The organism is Moorella glycerini, from assembly GCF_009735625.1.
In the GTDB taxonomy this organism is placed as follows: Bacteria; Bacillota; DSM-521; order Neomoorellales; family Neomoorellaceae; genus Neomoorella; species Neomoorella glycerini.
Genome location: NZ_CP046244.1, coordinates 277,607 through 293,479, shown reverse-complemented (window position 1 = coordinate 293,479; position 15,873 = coordinate 277,607). Strand labels below are relative to the sequence as shown.

Here is a 15,873-nt window from a genome sequence, read left to right as displayed (position 1 = left end):
AGGGGAGGAAGAGCATGTCTACCAAAAGCCTTGCAGCCACAGAAGGCAGTCAGGGCCTGGGGCTTATCCAGGGGGTGGGCCTGACTATAATGCTGGCCCTGGTAGCCAGGCAACTGGCCACCCTGCCCATTTTAAACATCATGGGCAGCATGGTGCTGGCCATTCTTTTAGGTATTGCCTGGCGTTCTTTGATGGCCGTCCCGGCAACGGCCGAGGTGGGTATAAATTACGCCAGCAAAAAAATTCTCCGTTACGGTATTATCCTCATGGGACTGCGCCTGGATATACCTAAAATTATTGCTGCCGGTCCCAGGGTGATTATCCTTGATGCCCTTGCCATTTTCCTGGCTATGGTCGTTATTACTTTCCTGGGGCAGAAGGTGGGGCTCAATAAAAAATTAGCCACCCTCATAGCTGCCGGGACCGGTATTTGTGGGGCGGCAGCCATTGCTGCCGTTGCCCCGGTAGTCAGGTCCCGGGATGATGAAACTGCCGTGGCGGTGGCTATTATCGCCTTGCTTGGTACACTGTTTACGATAATTTATACTCTTCTCTATCCGGTAATTAATTTAACCCCTTATCAGTACGGTTTATTTTCTGGTAGCAGTCTCCATGAACTGGCCCACGTCATTGCGGCAGCCCAGGCCGGCGGCAGCGCCAGTACGGATATTGCTATCCTGGTAAAGCTAGGACGAGTGGCCCTCCTGGTGCCGGTAGCTCTATTGCTGGGTATAATTTTTGCTCCCCGGAATAAAACAGGCGCCGGTTGGAACTGGCGCCAGCTACAGGTACCATGGTTTATTTTTGGTTTCCTGGCCTTGAGTGGACTCAATACCATGGCCATTCTGCCGGTTTCCCTGACAGCGACCCTGATCCAGGGCGGCGTTTTTCTCCTTACCATGGCCATGGCCGGCCTGGGTCTCAACGTCAGCCTGGAGATGATTAAAAGGGTTGGCACCAGGGGCCTGGTAACCGGCCTGGTGGGTTCAGTTGTACTTAGTTTAACTCTTTTCCTGGTTATTGCCAGCTTGATAAGTTAAAAAGGACGGCTGGAGCGCAAAAGCTCAAGGAAGGCCTCAGCTGCGGCGCTGCGAAATTTATGACGGTGATAGGCGACATGGAAGGTACGCCGGAAATCAGCCCCCTGTAATCTTACTTCCCGGAGCAGGTTATGCCTGCTCTCTTTTTTTATTGCCAGCCGGGAGATAATGGCTATCCCCAGCCCGGCTTCCACAGCTTCTTTAATGGCCTGGGTACTGCCCAATTCCATTATTACTTTAAGGCTAGAGGGTTCTAATCCCGCTTGCCTTAAACCTGCTTCGACTACCTGCCTGGTGCCGGATCCCTCTTCCCGCAGGATAAGGGGTTCCTCCTTCAATTCTCCTGGCTGGATTTCCCCGCGGCTACCCCAGGGGTGTCCCGGGGGAACGATGAGCACCAGTTCGTCCTGGAAGAGATCTTCCTGGATTAAGTTGGGGTGCTCAACCTGGCCTTCAATGACGCTTAAATCCAGTTCACCAGCTAAAACCCGGCGCATGATTTCCTGGGTATTGGCAATTTGTAAGGTTATTTCTACCTCGGGGTATTGCTGTTTAAATTGTCCGGTAATATGAGGTAAAAAATACTCACCAATGGTGAGGGTAGCTCCCACAACCAGGTGTCCTTTCACTTTCCCGCTGACCTCGGCCAGGGCTTTTTTGGCTTCGTCATATAGTTTGCTCAGTTCCAGGGCGTAATTATAGAGGACCCGGCCTGCCTCGGTGAGGGTAACCTGGCGGTTGTTGCGGTCCAGGAGGCGGGTACCAAAATATTCTTCCAGGGACTGGATGTGCAGGCTGATGGCGGGCTGGGTCAGGTGCAATACCCGGGCGGCCCGGGAAAAACTCTTTTGTTCGGCTACAGCCTTGAAAACGAGTAACTGGGTATCGAGCAAGAGGCATCACCAAGAAAAACTATAACAGCTTTTTAGCCCCAGGTCTATACTTTCAGAGGGTTCTTATTTAAAGCCACAATAACCATAGTCGTATTGGCGCAAGGAGGACGATAATTTCGTGGGAGTTATCCTTTTACCAGTTTATTCGCGGCCCGGTTAAGGCATAATAAACTTACCATGGCTAAACAGTATGCGACCGGGCAGATCGCCGCTGCCTATATCGGCACCGTCGTAGGGGCCGGTTTTGCCTCCGGCCAGGAGGTGTTGCAGTTTTTTGGCTACTTTGGCCTGTGGGGTATCTTCGGCCTTATCCTGGCCACGGCCCTGTTTATCTTTTTTGGCTACACCGTCCTGCGCCTGGGACATCAGCTGGCAGCCGAATCCCACCTGGCAGTAATGCACCGGGCTGGCGGCCCCTGGATAGGCCGGGCGGTAGATATTATTACGACCTTCTTCCTTTTTGGCGCCCTGGCCGTCATGGCTGCCGGTGCCGGGGCCATTTTCAGCCAGGAATTCCACCTGCCCGGTTTTTGGGGCAGCAGCCTGCTGGTGATTATCACCTTGATTACTGTGCTGGCAGGCATCAACAGGGTAATTGGCTCCATTAGCCTGGTAGCCCCGGTCTTAATAACCTCTGTCATGGGGATAAGCTTAGTAACGGTAACTAGAAATCTGCCTGCCTTCATAGCTAACCTTTCCTGGAGTGACATGACCCGGGCGGCCGTGCCCTCCTGGCCCCTGGCGGCCCTGTTGTATGCCTCCTATAACCTGGTCCTGGCCATCGCCGTGCTGGCCCCCCTGGGAGCCCTGGGCCGGCCGGAGCATCTCCTGCCAGGGGCGGCCCTGGGCGGCCTGGGCCTGGGGTTGGGGGCCATGGCCATTACCCTGGCGCTGATAACTACCGCCCCGGCAGTAACGGCCCTGGAAGTACCCATGCTGCATATAGCCGGCAGTTTCACCCCTCTCTTACGTACCTTTTACAGCGTCGTCTTGCTGGCGGAGATTTATACTACCGCCGTCAGCAGCCTCTATGGCTTCACCGCCCGCATGGTGCGGCCGGGAGAAAGGAATAGCTTTCGTTGGCTGGCAATCGGGGCCAGCACCGTGGCCCTGGTAGCCTCGCAATTCGGCTTTTCCCGCCTGGTGGCCACCCTTTTCCCCCTGGTTGGTTACGCTGGCCTCTTGCTGCTGGGGGCGCTGGCCTATTACGCTTTAAGGGAAGCCCTGCCGGCTTTACGGCCAGGGCCTGTAAAGCGCCTGGCCCCTGCCCCGGCTCGCAAGCCTGTGAAGGGGAAAGCTATAGCCGAGAGGAGAAGGGGCGGGCAGGAGCAGCAGCAAAAGGGAAGGTGATCCGGCCGGATGCAGGTGATGCCTGGTGGGTAAAAAGAACGAAGATCCGGAAGTCCTGGCTTTAAAACTGGAAGTGGCTGCCGAGCTGGGCTTGCTGGCCAAAATAGAGCAGGGCGGCTGGGGGTCTCTGAGTTCGGCGGAAAGCGGCAAAATTGGCGGGTTGCTGGCGAAGAGGAAGATTGGCTCCGGCTATATGGCTACGGTGGCGGGGCAACCGGCCATCAGGGATACGGCTGAGGACGAAGAAGAAGCTGGCAGGCCCTGAGCCTGGACGTGGACAATTACCTTATCGCTGATCAGGAGCAGGGTAACTTTTAGTTTGAACTGGCGGCCGTTTGCCTTGACGGTACGGCCGTCAATCATAGCGGGGACGAGGGCCGGGTTTAAACGGCGCACTTCCTGGCCCTTCAGGGGGGCCAGGATGTCCTGGATTTCCCGGGTAAGGGCCTGGGTGACGGCCCGGCCTTCCACTGCCGGAGGCCTGTCGCCGCTAAAAGTAATCACCGGCTCGATGGCCACAATTACCTGGCGGCTTTCCCGATCCAGGTTTTCTTTTATTTGGGCCAGTTCTTCCCTGGCTGCCGCCAGGCGCTGTTCCAGTTCCGCCCGGGCCAGGTGGAGTTGCTCCTGCTGGCGGGCCAGGAGGAGGTTGGTCAGGCTGGCGCCCAGGAGAAAACCCAGGATAAAGAAGGCCAGGTAGCGCATTACTTACCTCCAGCCAGGTTTTGGATGAGCCAGTAACCCACCTGGGCGCCGATAAAGGCTACAATGATAAATAATAGCTGTTGGGCCAGGACGCGGAACTGGCCTTCCAGGAAACCCTGGCCCAGGAGTTCGATGGCACTGAAGGTACCGCCCATGGCGGCGGCAATGGCCCAGATCTTTATTTCCAGGGCCAGGCGGGTCATGGTCCTTAAAGGCGGCTGTCCCACAATGACGGCCGCCAGGGAGCCGACTACTGCCGCTCCCAGGACTACCCCCAGGGCGGTAAAAAAGATGAGCAGCAGCTTGGGGAAAAAACCATCCACCGGGATTATACCTCCGGTTTTGCCTGGCTTTGTTTACGCTCGCTCCAAACAAAAGCCAGCCCTAATTTTTTATGATTCACTGGAGAAGGCGTTAGACTATACAAGGGACCACCATAAATGTTTCCCCTATTTATTTATATACGGCTGCCCGGGATGGCCTATGCCGGCCAAAAGCAAGAGGAATCTGGCCCCGGATGTAGAAATTACTCTCCATGAATTCCTTTGTCCACCTCCATGTCCACAGTGAATACAGCCTCCTGGACGGGGCCGGCCGCATTAATGACCTGGTCCGGGCCGCCAGGGAGATGGGCATGCCCGCCCTGGCTCTGACGGACCATGGTGTCATGTATGGGGCCGTGGACTTCTATAAAGCAGCCCGGGAAGAAGGGATCAAGCCTATTATTGGCTGCGAGGTTTACGTGGCTCCCCGTTCCCGTCATGACCGGGAGCCCCACCGGGACGATTACCAGTACCACCTGGTCCTCCTGGCTGCCGACGCTACTGGTTACCGGAATCTGGCAGCCCTGGTTTCGGCCGCTTACCTGGAGGGCTTTTATTATAAACCCCGGGTGGACCGGGAACTCCTGGCCCGCCACAGCCAGGGCCTCATTGCTTTAAGCGCCTGCCTGGCCGGCGAGGTGCCGGACCGGCTTTTAAAGGACCAGGAGGAAAAGGCATATGAAGCGGCTGCCTGGCTCAGGGAGGTCTTTGGCCGGGAGAATTTCTACCTGGAACTCCAGGACCAGGGCCTGGCGGAACAGCGCAAGATAAACCGCCGCCTCATTGAACTGGGGCAGAGGTTAAGTTTACCCCTGGTGGCCACCAACGACGTCCATTACGTCTCCCAGGACCAGGCCCGCGTCCATGATGTCCTCCTCTGTATCCAGACGGGTAAAACCCTTAACGATCCCAACCGCCTCCGCTTTCCCAACGCCCAGTTTTATTTAAAAAGCCCGGGAGAAATGGCGACCCTTTTTACCGAAGTGCCGGCTGCTTTAACCAATACCCTGACCATTGCCGAACGCTGTAACTTTGACTTCACCTTTGGTCAGCTGCACCTGCCGGCCTACCGGCTACCGGCGGGGGAGGATACTGCCAGTTACCTGCGCCGCCTCTGCTATGAGGGTTTCAGCAGGCGTTACCCCCGGGATGACGGCACGGCGCGGCAGCGCCTCGACTATGAACTGGGCATTATTGAACAAATGGGCTATCCGGGATATTTCCTGATTGTCTGGGATATGGTCAATTTTGCCCGCCGGAAAGGTATCCCGGTAGGGCCGGGCAGGGGTTCGGCTGCCGGCAGCCTGGTGGCCTACTGCCTGGGGATCACCGCCATAGACCCTTTGCGCTATAACCTTCTCTTTGAGCGCTTTCTCAACCCGGAGCGGGTCAGTATGCCTGATATCGATATTGACTTTTGCTTTGAGCGCCGGGACGAGGTTATCCAGTATGTTCTGGAAAAATACGGCAGAGAGCACGTGGCCCAGATTATTACCTTTGGCACCATGGCCGCCCGGGCTGCCGTCAGGGATGTAGGCCGGGTTTTAGGAATGCCCTTGAGCGAAGTCGACCGGATTGCCAGGTTGGTCCCCCTGGAGCTGGGCATTACCCTGGACCGGGCCCTGGTCAACACGCCGGAGTTAAAGGAAAGCTATGAAAGCAGCGCGGCGGTGCGGGAACTCCTGGATACGGCCCGGGCTCTGGAAGGTATGCCCCGCCATGCCTCTACCCATGCGGCCGGGATTGTGATTACCCAGGAACCCTTAACTTACTACCTACCCCTGCAAAAAACCGGTGAGGCCGTGACCACCCAGTTTCCCATGCAGGTGGTGGAAGAACTGGGCCTCTTAAAAATGGACCTCCTGGGCCTCCGCACCCTGACGGTGATCGACCAGGCCCGCCGGGCTATCCGCTTGAACTACGGCCGCGACCTGGAACTGGAAAACCTGCCCCTGGATGACCGGCCTACCTACCGGCTCCTGGCCAGCGGAGAAACCAGCGGCATCTTCCAGCTGGAAAGCAGCGGCATGCGGGCCATTTTAAAGGAATTAAAACCGGAACGCTTTGAGGACATTATCGCCCTGGTGGCCCTGTACCGGCCCGGCCCGTTGGGTAGCGGCATGGTGGAGGACTTTATAGAGCGCAAGCGCGGCGTAACGCCAATTACTTACCTCCACCCCTCCCTGGAGCCCATCCTCAAGGATACCTACGGCGTCATCCTTTACCAGGAGCAGGTCATGCGTATTGCCAGCGAGCTGGCCGGCTTTACCCTGGGCCAGGCTGACCTCTTACGCCGGGCCATGGGCAAAAAGAAGCCGGAGGTCCTGGCGGCCCAGCGGGAGCGTTTTCTGGCCGGGGCCGTCAAAAAAGGCCTGCCGCAGGATATTGCCCTTAAAATCTTTGAACTTATGGAATACTTTGCCGGGTACGGTTTCAATGCCAGCCACTCGGCGGCCTATGCCCTGGTAGCCTACCAGACGGCCTATCTCAAGGCCCATTACCCGGCGGAACTGATGGGAGCCCTGCTGTCCAGTGTGGCCGAACACCTGGACAAAATGGGGCCTTATCTCGCCGAATGTCAACGTCTGGGGATCAGGGTCCTGCCACCTGATGTCAACGAATCTGGTGTGGATTTCACCATCGCCGGCGGGCACATCCGCTTCGGCCTGGCGGCGGTTAAAAACGTCGGCCGTGCCGCCGTGGAAGCCATCATTGCCGCCCGGGAGGCCGGGGGGTCCTTCACTTCCCTCCTGGACTTCTGCCGCCGGGTGGACGCGAGGCTGGCCAACAAAAGGGTGGTGGAGAGTCTCATCCGCTGCGGCGCCTTTAACTCCCTGCATCCCAACCGGCGGCAGCTCCTGGCCATCCTGGATGAATGTTTTGAGCTGGCCGCCCGGCGCCAGGAGGACCGCCGCAGCGGCCAGATATCTTTACTGGACATGGTACCGGAAGAAGTTAACGAGCCGCCCCTGCCGCATCTGGCCGATTTTTCCCGGGCCGACATCCTGGCCATGGAAAAGGAACTGCTGGGCTTCTACTTAAGCGGTCATCCCCTGGAGCCCTATACAGAAGCCTTGAAGCAGGTCGTTACCCATGCCCTGGCTGATCTCTCCGAAATACCCGACGGCAGCCAGGTTATCCTTGGCGGCGTGGTAAGCGGTTGGCGCCGCCTGGTCACCCGCAAGGGTGAGCCCATGGCCGTCCTCACCCTGGAGGATTTCAGCGGCCAGGTGGAAGTCGTCCTTTTCCCCCGTATCTACAGCCAGGGCCGCGCCTGGCTCGCCCCCGACCAGGTGGTTATTATTTATGGTCATACCGATAAACAGGAGGAAGGGGTCCAGGTCCTGGCCGACCAGGTTAAGCCAGTAAAGGCAGGTCCCGGCGAGGCAGGAACACCAGCCGGTGGTCTTCCGGTCGAGACGTTGCTGGCCGGGGCAGTGAACCGGGAGAGGGCCTCCGGCCAGGAGACAGGGGCGGTGCCGCCTGCCCTTGCCGGCACCGGGAAGGCGGGGGAGCGCAGCTCTGGCCGGCGCCTGTACCTGAAGTTGACGGGGAAAGAGCAGAGGGAAGCCCTGCAGGATATTTTGACGGCTTTTCCCGGTGATTGCCCGGTGTACCTGCACTTGAGCAGCGAGGGGCGGACCCTGGTGCTGCACCGCCGGCTGTGGGTTGAACCGGTGCCGGCCCTGCTGGCAAGTTTGGCCCGCCTTTTAGGTGGGCAAGATAAAGTTAAATTAGTACCGGAAAAATAGATAATTTAAAGTCTCCTTAGCAGGAATATCAATAGAGGAGTGGAATTAGCTTAAATTAAGGAGGCAAGGGGGTGATAGCCATTGAGGGTGGCTGTATATCCAGGTACCTTTGATCCTATCACCAACGGGCACCTGGATATCATCCGGCGGGCCATCGGCATCTTTGACCGGGTAATTGTAGGAGTTGCTGCTGATAATTATAAAGAAACCCTGTTTTCCCTGGAGGAAAGGGTAAAGTTAGTAAAAGCTGTAACCAGAGATTGGCCCATGGTCACGGTCAAGGCCTTCTCCGGGCTCCTGGTTGATTTTGCCCACCGGGAAGGCGCCGTGGCCATCGTCAGGGGCCTAAGGGCTGTTTCCGATTTTGAATATGAATTCCAGATGTCCATCATGAATAAAAAACTGGCCGGCGACCTGGAGACTGTATTTTTAATGACGGCTACCGAGTACTCCTTCATAAGTTCAAGCATTATCCGCCAGGCAGCCTCCCTGGGAGGGTGCATCCGCGGCCTGGTGCCGGAGGAAGTCGAACGGGCTTTATTACAGCGATACGGTTTTTTGGAGAAAGATTAGACATCCATTTACGAGGAGGTGGAGGTTGTCAATGGAGGGCAGGGACAATGTGACCGCTGCCGATTTTATTGCCATTAAAGCCCTGGAGAACGGGGTAACCATCATTGGCTTGACGCGTGGTAAAGATACCAAGTTCCATCACTCCGAAAAACTAGATAAAGGAGAAATCATGATTGCCCAGTTTACCGAGCATACCTCTGCCATGAAAATCCGCGGCCGGGCTCTGGTGCTCACCAAATACGGGAGTTTAGAAGCGGGGGAGTGAGCGGCATGTGGACGGTGATCTACATTGCGGCCAACCGTAAACAGGCCTTGCGCCTGAAAGAGGTTTTGACCCAGGAGGGTATCATGGTAAACTTGCGGCCCATTGGCTCCTGCCAGATGGAGGACCTGGCGGGGTACGAACTCCTGGTCCCCGAATCGGAAGCTGAAGAAGCCAATGAAATATTAAATACGGCCCTGGCACGATAAAGAAAGGACGGGGAGACATACCCCGCTAAAACCATGCAATTTTTTAGAGGAGCCCCCCATGGGGGCTGGCGCCCCCTCCACGACACATGAAATAGGTGATAGTATAAGTTAAAACACTGCCATGAAAAGGATCGATTTCGCTCTGGTGCCGGACAAGGAGCCCGAGGAGGAGTCTGATCCAGACACCTTTAGGAACCACGAACTGTAAAGCAGGCCTCAACAAGGTAAAGTACCCGCCTTGGAAGGCTGAGCACGTGGAGGAGATTCTTAGACCATGGAGGTGTCTCTTGGCAGTAGTTAAATAAAAAATAAAAAAGAAAGAGGGGAAAGCAAGAAACCACGAAATGGAAGTAGTGTATGAACGCTGCTGTGGGCTAGATGTCCACAAGAAAAAGGTAGTGGCGTGTCTGATCACGCCAGGAGAAAAACAACTAAAACAAGAAATAAGAACCTTTGGCACCATGACCGAAGACTTAGAAGGGTTACGGGGATGGCTTTTAGAAAACGGAGTTACTGCCGTAGCCATGGAAAGCACCGGAGTATATTGGAAACCGATATACAACATTTTAGAAGGCCAAATACCAGAATTAATATTGATCAACCCCGAACACTTTAAAGCCTTAAAGGGGAAGAAAACCGACTGCAAAGACGCGGTGTGGCTAGCCGAACTTTTAAGGCATGGCCTGCTAGCAGGAAGCTTTATCCCGCCGAAAGAAATAAGGGAATTAAGGGAGTTAACCAGGTATAGGGCGGCTTTGGTAGCAGAACACAGCCGCGAGGTGCAAAGGGTCCAAAAGCAGCTAGAAAACAGCAATATCAAATTAAGTTCAGTAGCCACAGATATCATGGGCGTATCAGGGCGAGAGATACTAAAAGCGATGCTTAACGGGAACGAAGATCCAAAAGAACTAGCGCAAATGGCCAGGGGGAAATTACGCAAGAAGATACCAGAACTAGAAAAAGCCCTGGAGGGGAAAATAGAAGAACATACCCGGCTATTGTTGAAACAACAACTAGAGCACCTGGAGTTTTTAGAGCAACAAATCGAAGAACTAAATGCCGAAATCGAAAAAAGGATGGAGCCTTTTTTCGAAGAAGCGGGGAGACTAGCTGAAGTAAACGGCATAAAAAAAGAAGCAGCCCAGGATATAATTGCCGAAATAGGCGTCGACATGACCCCCTTTCCTGATGCTGACCATTTAGCCTCATGGGCAGGGGTCTGTCCCGGTAACAACGAAAGTGCCGGTAAACGAAAGAGTGGGAAAACCCGTAAAGGAAATCAACACTTAAGAGCAATATTAGTCCAATGTTCCTGGGCCGCAATACGAACAAAAGACAGCTATCTCTCCGCGAAATATCGTCGATTAGCGCCACGACTAGGCAAGAAAAAAGCCCTGCTAGCCATCGCCCATAGTCTGATAAAAATTATCTACCATCTCCTAAAAGATAAAGCCCATTACCAGGATCCAGGACCAAACTACTATACCAAAGAAGAACGAGAACGCCGAATAAGGCGGTTAGTAAAGCAAATAGAAGCCCAAGGTTACACAGTAACTCTAGAAGAAAAGCCTTCTGTTGCCTAGTTTTAAAAAAAGCCAAAGGAAAGATAAATGCTAGGTGCAAGCATGCAATGGTAAAAAGACACATTTTAGTATAGCTATACCGCCAGAGTAAAGTTTATACAGCAATAACGCACACTAATTATTTCCACTAAAGTGAAATATGGGCTGAACTGTAAGCCTTAGTGATTTCGGAGGAGGGAACTTCTTGCGGACAATAGGAGTGCTGACCAGCGGTGGTGATGCCCCGGGAATGAATGCGGCCATCAGGGCGGTTGTCCGCCAGGCTGCCGCCCTGAACATGGAGGTAATTGGTATTGCCCGCGGATACGCAGGACTAATCCAGGGCGACTTTCGCCGCCTCAATACCGGTGCGGTGGCCGACATCATCCACCGGGGCGGTACTATTTTATTAACGGCCCGGTCTGAGGAATTTCGCACGGAAGCCGGCCGGGCCATAGCCCTGGACAACCTCAGGCGGGAAGGCATTGAAGGCCTGGTGGTCATCGGCGGCGACGGTTCCTTCCACGGCGCCGTTCACCTGGCAAAAAAAGGAATACCGGCGGTTGGCATCCCCGGTACCATTGACAACGACATTGCCGGTACCGATTATACCATAGGCTTTGATACGGCCGTCAATACAGCCGTGGAAGCCATCAACCGCATCCGGGATACGGCAACTTCCCACGAACGGATTTTCATCGTTGAAGTGATGGGGCGCCATTCAGGCCAGATTGCCCTGGCGGCCGGTATTGCCGGCGGCGCCGAGTCCATCCTGATACCGGAATATCCCGTCGATTATGACCAGGTGGTGGAACGCATTGAGCGGGGCCGCCACCGGGGCAAGCTCCACAGCATTATTGTGGTAGCTGAGGGTGTGGGTAGTGCCCTGGAAGTGAGCCGGGAAATCGGCAAGCGCACCAAGCTGGAAAGCCGGGTAACAATACTCGGCCATATCCAGCGGGGGGGAGCGCCGACGGCCTTTGACTGCCTGCTGGCCAGCCGCCTGGGCGCCTACGCGGTAGAGCTTCTAGCTTCCGGTGCCAGCAGTCGCATGGCAGGCATCGCGGCCAATGAACTGGTAGACCGGGACCTGGAAACAATCCTCCAGGAAAAAAAGACCATCGACCCGGATTTATACCGCCTGGCCGAAGTACTGGCCCTGTAAAAATGGCAAGGGGGGCAACTATGCGCCACACCAAAATTGTCTGTACCCTGGGTCCGGCGAGTTCCCGGGTTGATATTATCAAAGAGATGATCCGGGCGGGCATGAATGTAGCCCGTTTCAATTTTTCCCACGGTAGCCATGCCGAACACGGGGCGCGGATGGCTGCCGTCCGCCAGGCAGCGGCGGAACTGGGTGTCAGGGTGGCCCTGATGCTGGACAATAAAGGCCCGGAAATCCGCCTGGGGGAGATCCGGGGCGAGGTAACCCTAAAGGATGGGGACGAAGTCATCCTGACTACGGAACCTATTACCGGCGATGCTCACCGCCTGCCGGTAAGCTTTGCCGGCCTGCCCGGTGATGTCCGGCCCGGCCAGACGATTTTATTAGACGATGGTTTAATTGAGCTGGAAGTCCTGGATACAACCAGCACCGAGATTCGCTGCCGGGTCCGCCACGGCGATGTTATTTCCAGCCATAAAGGTGTTAACATTCCCGGAGCCGAGATTAGCCTGCCGGCCCTGACGGAACAGGACATTAAAGACCTGGAATTTGGCCTTGAGCAGGGGATAGATTTTATCGCCCTTTCCTTTGTCCGCACGGCTGCTGATGTCCTGGCGGCGCGTAAAGAGTTGGAGAAACGCGGCGCCAGGGTGGCGATTATTGCCAAGATCGAAAACCAGGCCGGCGTCAACAACCTGGAGGAAATACTCCAGGTGGCCGACGGGATCATGGTGGCCCGGGGTGACCTGGGGGTAGAAATCCCGGTGGAAGAAGTACCCCTGGTCCAGAAGAAGATTATTGAGGCCTGTAACCGGGCCGGCAAGCCGGTAATCACGGCCACCCAGATGCTGGAGTCCATGATCCATAACCCGCGGCCGACCAGGGCCGAGGCCAGCGATGTGGCCAATGCTATTTTTGACGGTACCGATGCCATCATGCTTTCCGGGGAAACGGCCATGGGCCGTTACCCGGTAGAGGCAGTGGCCACCATGGCCCGCATTGCCCGGCGGGCGGAAAGGGAGCTGCCCTACGGCGACCTGTTGCTGAAAAAAGGCCTGGCCGCCGAACGGACGGCTACCGATGCCATCAGCCATGCCAGCTGTACCATCGCCTATGAGCTTGGCGCGGCGGCCATCATTACGCCGACAGCTTCCGGGTCCACGGCCCGGCGGGTGGCCAAATACCGGCCCCAGGCCCCCATCCTGGCCACCAGCCCCAATGAAAGGGTGCTGAACCAGCTCTGCCTGGTCTGGGGTGTCGAACCCCTGCTAGTCGAGCCTACCAGCGGTACCGATGAAATGGTCAACGCGGCCGTAGCGGCAGCCATTCTCTCAGGGCGGGTAAAACAGGGCGACCTGGTAGTCATCACCGCCGGTGTACCTGCCGGGGTGCCCGGCACGACCAACCTGCTCAAGGTACATATCGTGGGCGAGGTGCTGGTGCGGGGCCGGGGTATCGGCAGGGAGGTGACCAGTGGCCCGGTGCGCCTGGTGAAGACGGCAGCCGAGGCCATAGCCAGGGTCCAAAAGGGCGATATCCTGGTTACGGCAGAAACTGGCCCCGATTTCTTGCCGGCTATGGAAAGGGCAGCGGCCATTATTACCGAGGCCGGGGGCTTGAGTTCCCATGCGGCCGTCAATGGCTTCAGCCTGGGAATCCCCGTAGTAGTGGGAGCTGAAGGCGCAACCCAAAAGCTGGCCGACGGTATGATTGTGACTGTCGACGTTGTCCGGGGCCTGGTCTACCGCGGCCAGACGCGGGTGTTATAGGTGTTTTCCGGGTTAGCGGAGGGATGCCCCTGCCAGGAAGAATTTTGTATGGAAGATTTACGCGGAGGATTGAATTATGCCGCAAAAAGTAAGTATAACCGATACAACCCTGCGAGACGGCCACCAGTCGTTGCTGGCCACCCGGCTCAAAACTGAGGACATGCTCCCCATTGCGGCCCAGATGGATGCTATCGGGTTTCATTCCCTGGAGGTATGGGGGGGTGCCACTTTTGATGCTTGCATGCGTTTTTTAAATGAAGACCCGTGGGAACGCCTGCAGGCTTTACGCCAGGCCATGCCCCGTACCAGGCTGCAGATGCTTCTCCGGGGGCAAAACCTCCTGGGTTATCGCCATTATGCCGATGACGTTGTTGCCGAGTTTGTGAAAATGAGCATAAAAAACGGCATCGCTATCTTACGCATCTTCGATGCCCTGAATGATATCCGCAATATGGCTCTGGCCATGAAGGTGGCGAAGGAAGAGGGCGGTCATGTCCAGGCCACCATCTGCTACACCCTGGGGCCTGTTTATGACGATGCCTATTATTTACGCCTGGCCCGGAACCTGGCCGACCTGGGTGCCGATTCTTTATGTATCAAGGATATGGCCGGCCTCCTCACCCCGGCAGATGCCTACCGGCTGGTGCAAAAAATTAAGGCTGAAGTAAACCTGCCCCTCCAGCTTCACTGCCACTATACCAGCGGCATGGCGGCTATGACTTACCTGAAGGCCGTTGAAGCCGGCGCCGATGTCCTGGATACGGCCATGTCCCCCCTGGCCCTGGGCACTTCCCAGCCGGCAACCGAGACCATGGTGGCCGCCTTGGCCGGGACTCCCTGGGATACCGGCCTCGACCTGGATAAACTGGCCGAAATAGCCGTATATTTCCGCCAGGTTCGCAAGAAGTACCGGGAATTTGACGTGGGCGACGGTACCGTTGACGCCAATGTGCTGCGTTACCAGATCCCGGGCGGGATGCTTTCCAACTTTATGTCCCAGCTGGCCCAGCAGAACGCCCTGGACCGCCTGCCGGAAGTGCTGGCCGAAGTGCCGCGGGTCAGGGCCGACCTCGGCTACCCGCCCCTGGTCACCCCCTCCAGCCAGATGGTTGGCGCCCAGGCAGTATTGAATGTCCTGGCCGGGGAGCGCTACAAGATGGTCACCAGGGAAGTCAAGGATTACCTGCGCGGCCTCTATGGCCAGCCCCCGGTGCCGGTCAATGAAGAGATCCGCCGTAAAATCATTGGTGACGAAGAACCAATTACCTGCCGCCCCGCCGACCTGCTGGAACCCCAGTTGCCGGCAGCCCGGCAGGAAGTAGCGCCCTACATGGAGAAGGAAGAAGACGTCCTCTCCTACGCCCTTTTCCCGGCAGTAGCCAAACAATTCCTGGCCGAGCGCCTGGCCGCCCGTACCCGGGTGGATTACGAACTGGTAGATGCGGCCAGGGAAGCATATTACCCGGCATAAAATTTAAAGGAGGAGAAACCATGGCAGATTTAGACAAAACCACCATGGCCAGAAGGTTAACTGAAGTCCTGCGCCTGGATACGGGCATCGTAGGGGTAAAGCTCTATAAAGACAGGAAGGATCTACCCCGGCGGCCGTACAACTGGAAAATCAACATCTGCCAGCAGGTATCAGCGGCCCGCTACCAGGGCCGGGCCAGTGCCGGTACCCCGGACCTCATGGTCTGCGCCATTGGCGCCGCCTGCACCGGCCTCATCAAGACCCCGGAGCGCTTCACCAGCGGTAAAGCCCCCCTGGGCCGCTATGTAGCCGATGTCGAAGCCGGCCGGCGCTTTATGGCCAATACCTACAAGGTGGGGGATGCCGGTAAAGTTTATGACGGTATTTTTGTAGCCCCTGTAGAAGGCTTTACCAAAGAAGACCCCGATGTGGTGGTCATTTACGCCAACCCGGCGCAAGTTATGCGCCTGGTCCACTGCTGCCTCCATGAAACAGGGGAACCGGTCAAGGCTGATACGGTAGCCGAAGCGGCCCTCTGTTCTTCCATTGGCTTTGCCCTGAAAGAACAAAAGCCCATCATTGGCTTTCCCTGCGCCGGCGACCGTACCTTCGGGGGGACCCAGAAGGATGAGCTGGTTTTCGCAGTGCCTTACATTTTGCTGGAAACCATAGTCGAAAATATGGAGAGCCTGCTCATGGGTCACGGCCAGCTCTACCCGGTGGCGCCCTTTAACAACTACACGCCAACAATGGTGCCGGCCTATACCATGCAACCGGAAGACCTGGAAGACAAATAAGT

At 56.4% G+C, this 15,873-nt stretch carries 15 protein-coding genes; 12 read left to right on the top strand and 3 right to left on the bottom strand.

Annotated elements, in window-relative coordinates:
• Positions 1–14 precede the first annotated feature (14 nt).
• On the top strand, positions 15–1,040 hold the full coding sequence (locus tag MGLY_RS01490) for a YeiH family protein (RefSeq protein ID WP_156271413.1): 1,026 nt from the start codon (positions 15–17) through the stop codon (positions 1,038–1,040).
• Here MGLY_RS01490 and MGLY_RS01485 read toward each other — a convergent pair.
• Positions 1,037–1,933, bottom strand: a complete 897-nt coding sequence (locus MGLY_RS01485) for a selenium metabolism-associated LysR family transcriptional regulator (protein ID WP_156271412.1) — start codon at positions 1,931–1,933, stop codon at positions 1,037–1,039. The genes MGLY_RS01490 and MGLY_RS01485 overlap by 4 nt on opposite strands.
• Positions 1,934–2,110: 177 nt before the next feature.
• Here MGLY_RS01485 and MGLY_RS01480 point away from each other — a divergent pair, with 177 nt between their 5' ends.
• Positions 2,111–3,283: a YkvI family membrane protein gene (locus MGLY_RS01480; RefSeq protein WP_156271411.1), complete on the top strand. Its 1,173-nt coding sequence runs from the start codon at positions 2,111–2,113 to the stop codon at positions 3,281–3,283.
• A gap of 25 nt (positions 3,284–3,308) precedes the next feature.
• Positions 3,309–3,548 carry an alpha/beta-type small acid-soluble spore protein gene (locus tag MGLY_RS01475; RefSeq protein WP_156271410.1) on the top strand — a complete coding sequence of 80 codons (240 nt, stop codon included), beginning with the start codon at positions 3,309–3,311 and terminating at the stop codon, positions 3,546–3,548.
• On the opposite strand, the gene MGLY_RS01470 is transcribed toward MGLY_RS01475, so the two are convergent.
• Both MGLY_RS01470 and MGLY_RS01465 read right to left on the bottom strand, forming a co-directional pair.
• Positions 3,473–3,988: a sporulation membrane protein YtrI gene (locus MGLY_RS01470; protein ID WP_156271409.1), complete on the bottom strand. Its 516-nt coding sequence runs from the start codon at positions 3,986–3,988 to the stop codon at positions 3,473–3,475. The genes MGLY_RS01475 and MGLY_RS01470 overlap by 76 nt on opposite strands.
• On the bottom strand, positions 3,988–4,311 hold the full coding sequence (locus MGLY_RS01465) for a YtrH family sporulation protein (RefSeq protein ID WP_156271408.1): 324 nt from the start codon (positions 4,309–4,311) through the stop codon (positions 3,988–3,990). Before MGLY_RS01465 ends, MGLY_RS01470 begins: the two co-directional genes overlap by 1 nt.
• Positions 4,312–4,523: 212 nt before the next feature.
• Between MGLY_RS01465 and MGLY_RS01460 the strand changes: the two genes are divergently transcribed.
• The 9 genes from MGLY_RS01460 (at position 4,524) to MGLY_RS01420 (ending at position 15,871) form a co-directional block, all read left to right on the top strand.
• Positions 4,524–8,063 carry a DNA polymerase III subunit alpha gene (locus MGLY_RS01460; protein WP_156271407.1) on the top strand — a complete coding sequence of 1,180 codons (3,540 nt, stop codon included), beginning with the start codon at positions 4,524–4,526 and terminating at the stop codon, positions 8,061–8,063.
• Positions 8,064–8,144: 81 nt separating this feature from the next.
• Positions 8,145–8,636 (top strand): pantetheine-phosphate adenylyltransferase, encoded by a 492-nt coding sequence (gene coaD, locus MGLY_RS01455; RefSeq protein ID WP_156271406.1) that lies wholly within the window; start codon positions 8,145–8,147, stop codon positions 8,634–8,636.
• 31 nt (positions 8,637–8,667) lie between these two features.
• Positions 8,668–8,901: a trp RNA-binding attenuation protein MtrB gene (mtrB, locus tag MGLY_RS01450; protein ID WP_156271405.1), complete on the top strand. Its 234-nt coding sequence runs from the start codon at positions 8,668–8,670 to the stop codon at positions 8,899–8,901.
• A gap of 5 nt (positions 8,902–8,906) precedes the next feature.
• The gene (locus tag MGLY_RS01445) at positions 8,907–9,107 is read left to right on the top strand and encodes a putative signal transducing protein (protein WP_156271404.1); all 201 of its coding nucleotides are present in this window, start codon (positions 8,907–8,909) and stop codon (positions 9,105–9,107) included.
• A 344-nt stretch (positions 9,108–9,451) separates the two neighbouring features.
• Positions 9,452–10,690, top strand: a complete 1,239-nt coding sequence (locus MGLY_RS01440) for an IS110 family RNA-guided transposase (RefSeq protein ID WP_156271235.1) — start codon at positions 9,452–9,454, stop codon at positions 10,688–10,690.
• A 184-nt stretch (positions 10,691–10,874) separates the two neighbouring features.
• The gene (gene pfkA, locus MGLY_RS01435; protein ID WP_156271403.1) at positions 10,875–11,834 is read left to right on the top strand and encodes a 6-phosphofructokinase; all 960 of its coding nucleotides are present in this window, start codon (positions 10,875–10,877) and stop codon (positions 11,832–11,834) included.
• A 20-nt stretch (positions 11,835–11,854) separates the two neighbouring features.
• Positions 11,855–13,603, top strand: a complete 1,749-nt coding sequence (gene pyk, locus MGLY_RS01430; RefSeq protein ID WP_156271402.1) for a pyruvate kinase — start codon at positions 11,855–11,857, stop codon at positions 13,601–13,603.
• A gap of 76 nt (positions 13,604–13,679) precedes the next feature.
• On the top strand, positions 13,680–15,074 hold the full coding sequence (locus MGLY_RS01425) for an oxaloacetate decarboxylase subunit alpha (RefSeq protein WP_156271401.1): 1,395 nt from the start codon (positions 13,680–13,682) through the stop codon (positions 15,072–15,074).
• A 20-nt stretch (positions 15,075–15,094) separates the two neighbouring features.
• On the top strand, positions 15,095–15,871 hold the full coding sequence (locus MGLY_RS01420) for a DUF169 domain-containing protein (protein ID WP_156271400.1): 777 nt from the start codon (positions 15,095–15,097) through the stop codon (positions 15,869–15,871).
• Positions 15,872–15,873: the final 2 nt, after the last annotated feature.

Excerpts from the sequence above, each read along its gene's own strand:
- MGLY_RS01440 (WP_156271235.1), top strand. The coding sequence starts at position 9,452 with ATGGAAGTAGTGTATGAACGCTGCTGTGGGCTAGATGTCCACAAGAAA.
- MGLY_RS01445 (WP_156271404.1), top strand. The coding sequence starts at position 8,907 with ATGTGGACGGTGATCTACATTGCGGCCAACCGTAAACAGGCCTTGCGC.
- MGLY_RS01470 (WP_156271409.1), bottom strand. The coding sequence starts at position 3,988 with ATGCGCTACCTGGCCTTCTTTATCCTGGGTTTTCTCCTGGGCGCCAGC.
- MGLY_RS01425 (WP_156271401.1), top strand. The coding sequence starts at position 13,680 with ATGCCGCAAAAAGTAAGTATAACCGATACAACCCTGCGAGACGGCCAC.
- MGLY_RS01460 (WP_156271407.1), top strand. The coding sequence starts at position 4,524 with ATGAATTCCTTTGTCCACCTCCATGTCCACAGTGAATACAGCCTCCTG.
- pyk (WP_156271402.1), top strand. The coding sequence starts at position 11,855 with ATGCGCCACACCAAAATTGTCTGTACCCTGGGTCCGGCGAGTTCCCGG.
- MGLY_RS01490 (WP_156271413.1), top strand. The coding sequence starts at position 15 with ATGTCTACCAAAAGCCTTGCAGCCACAGAAGGCAGTCAGGGCCTGGGG.
- MGLY_RS01420 (WP_156271400.1), top strand. The coding sequence starts at position 15,095 with ATGGCAGATTTAGACAAAACCACCATGGCCAGAAGGTTAACTGAAGTC.
- mtrB (WP_156271405.1), top strand. The coding sequence starts at position 8,668 with ATGGAGGGCAGGGACAATGTGACCGCTGCCGATTTTATTGCCATTAAA.
- MGLY_RS01480 (WP_156271411.1), top strand. The coding sequence starts at position 2,111 with ATGGCTAAACAGTATGCGACCGGGCAGATCGCCGCTGCCTATATCGGC.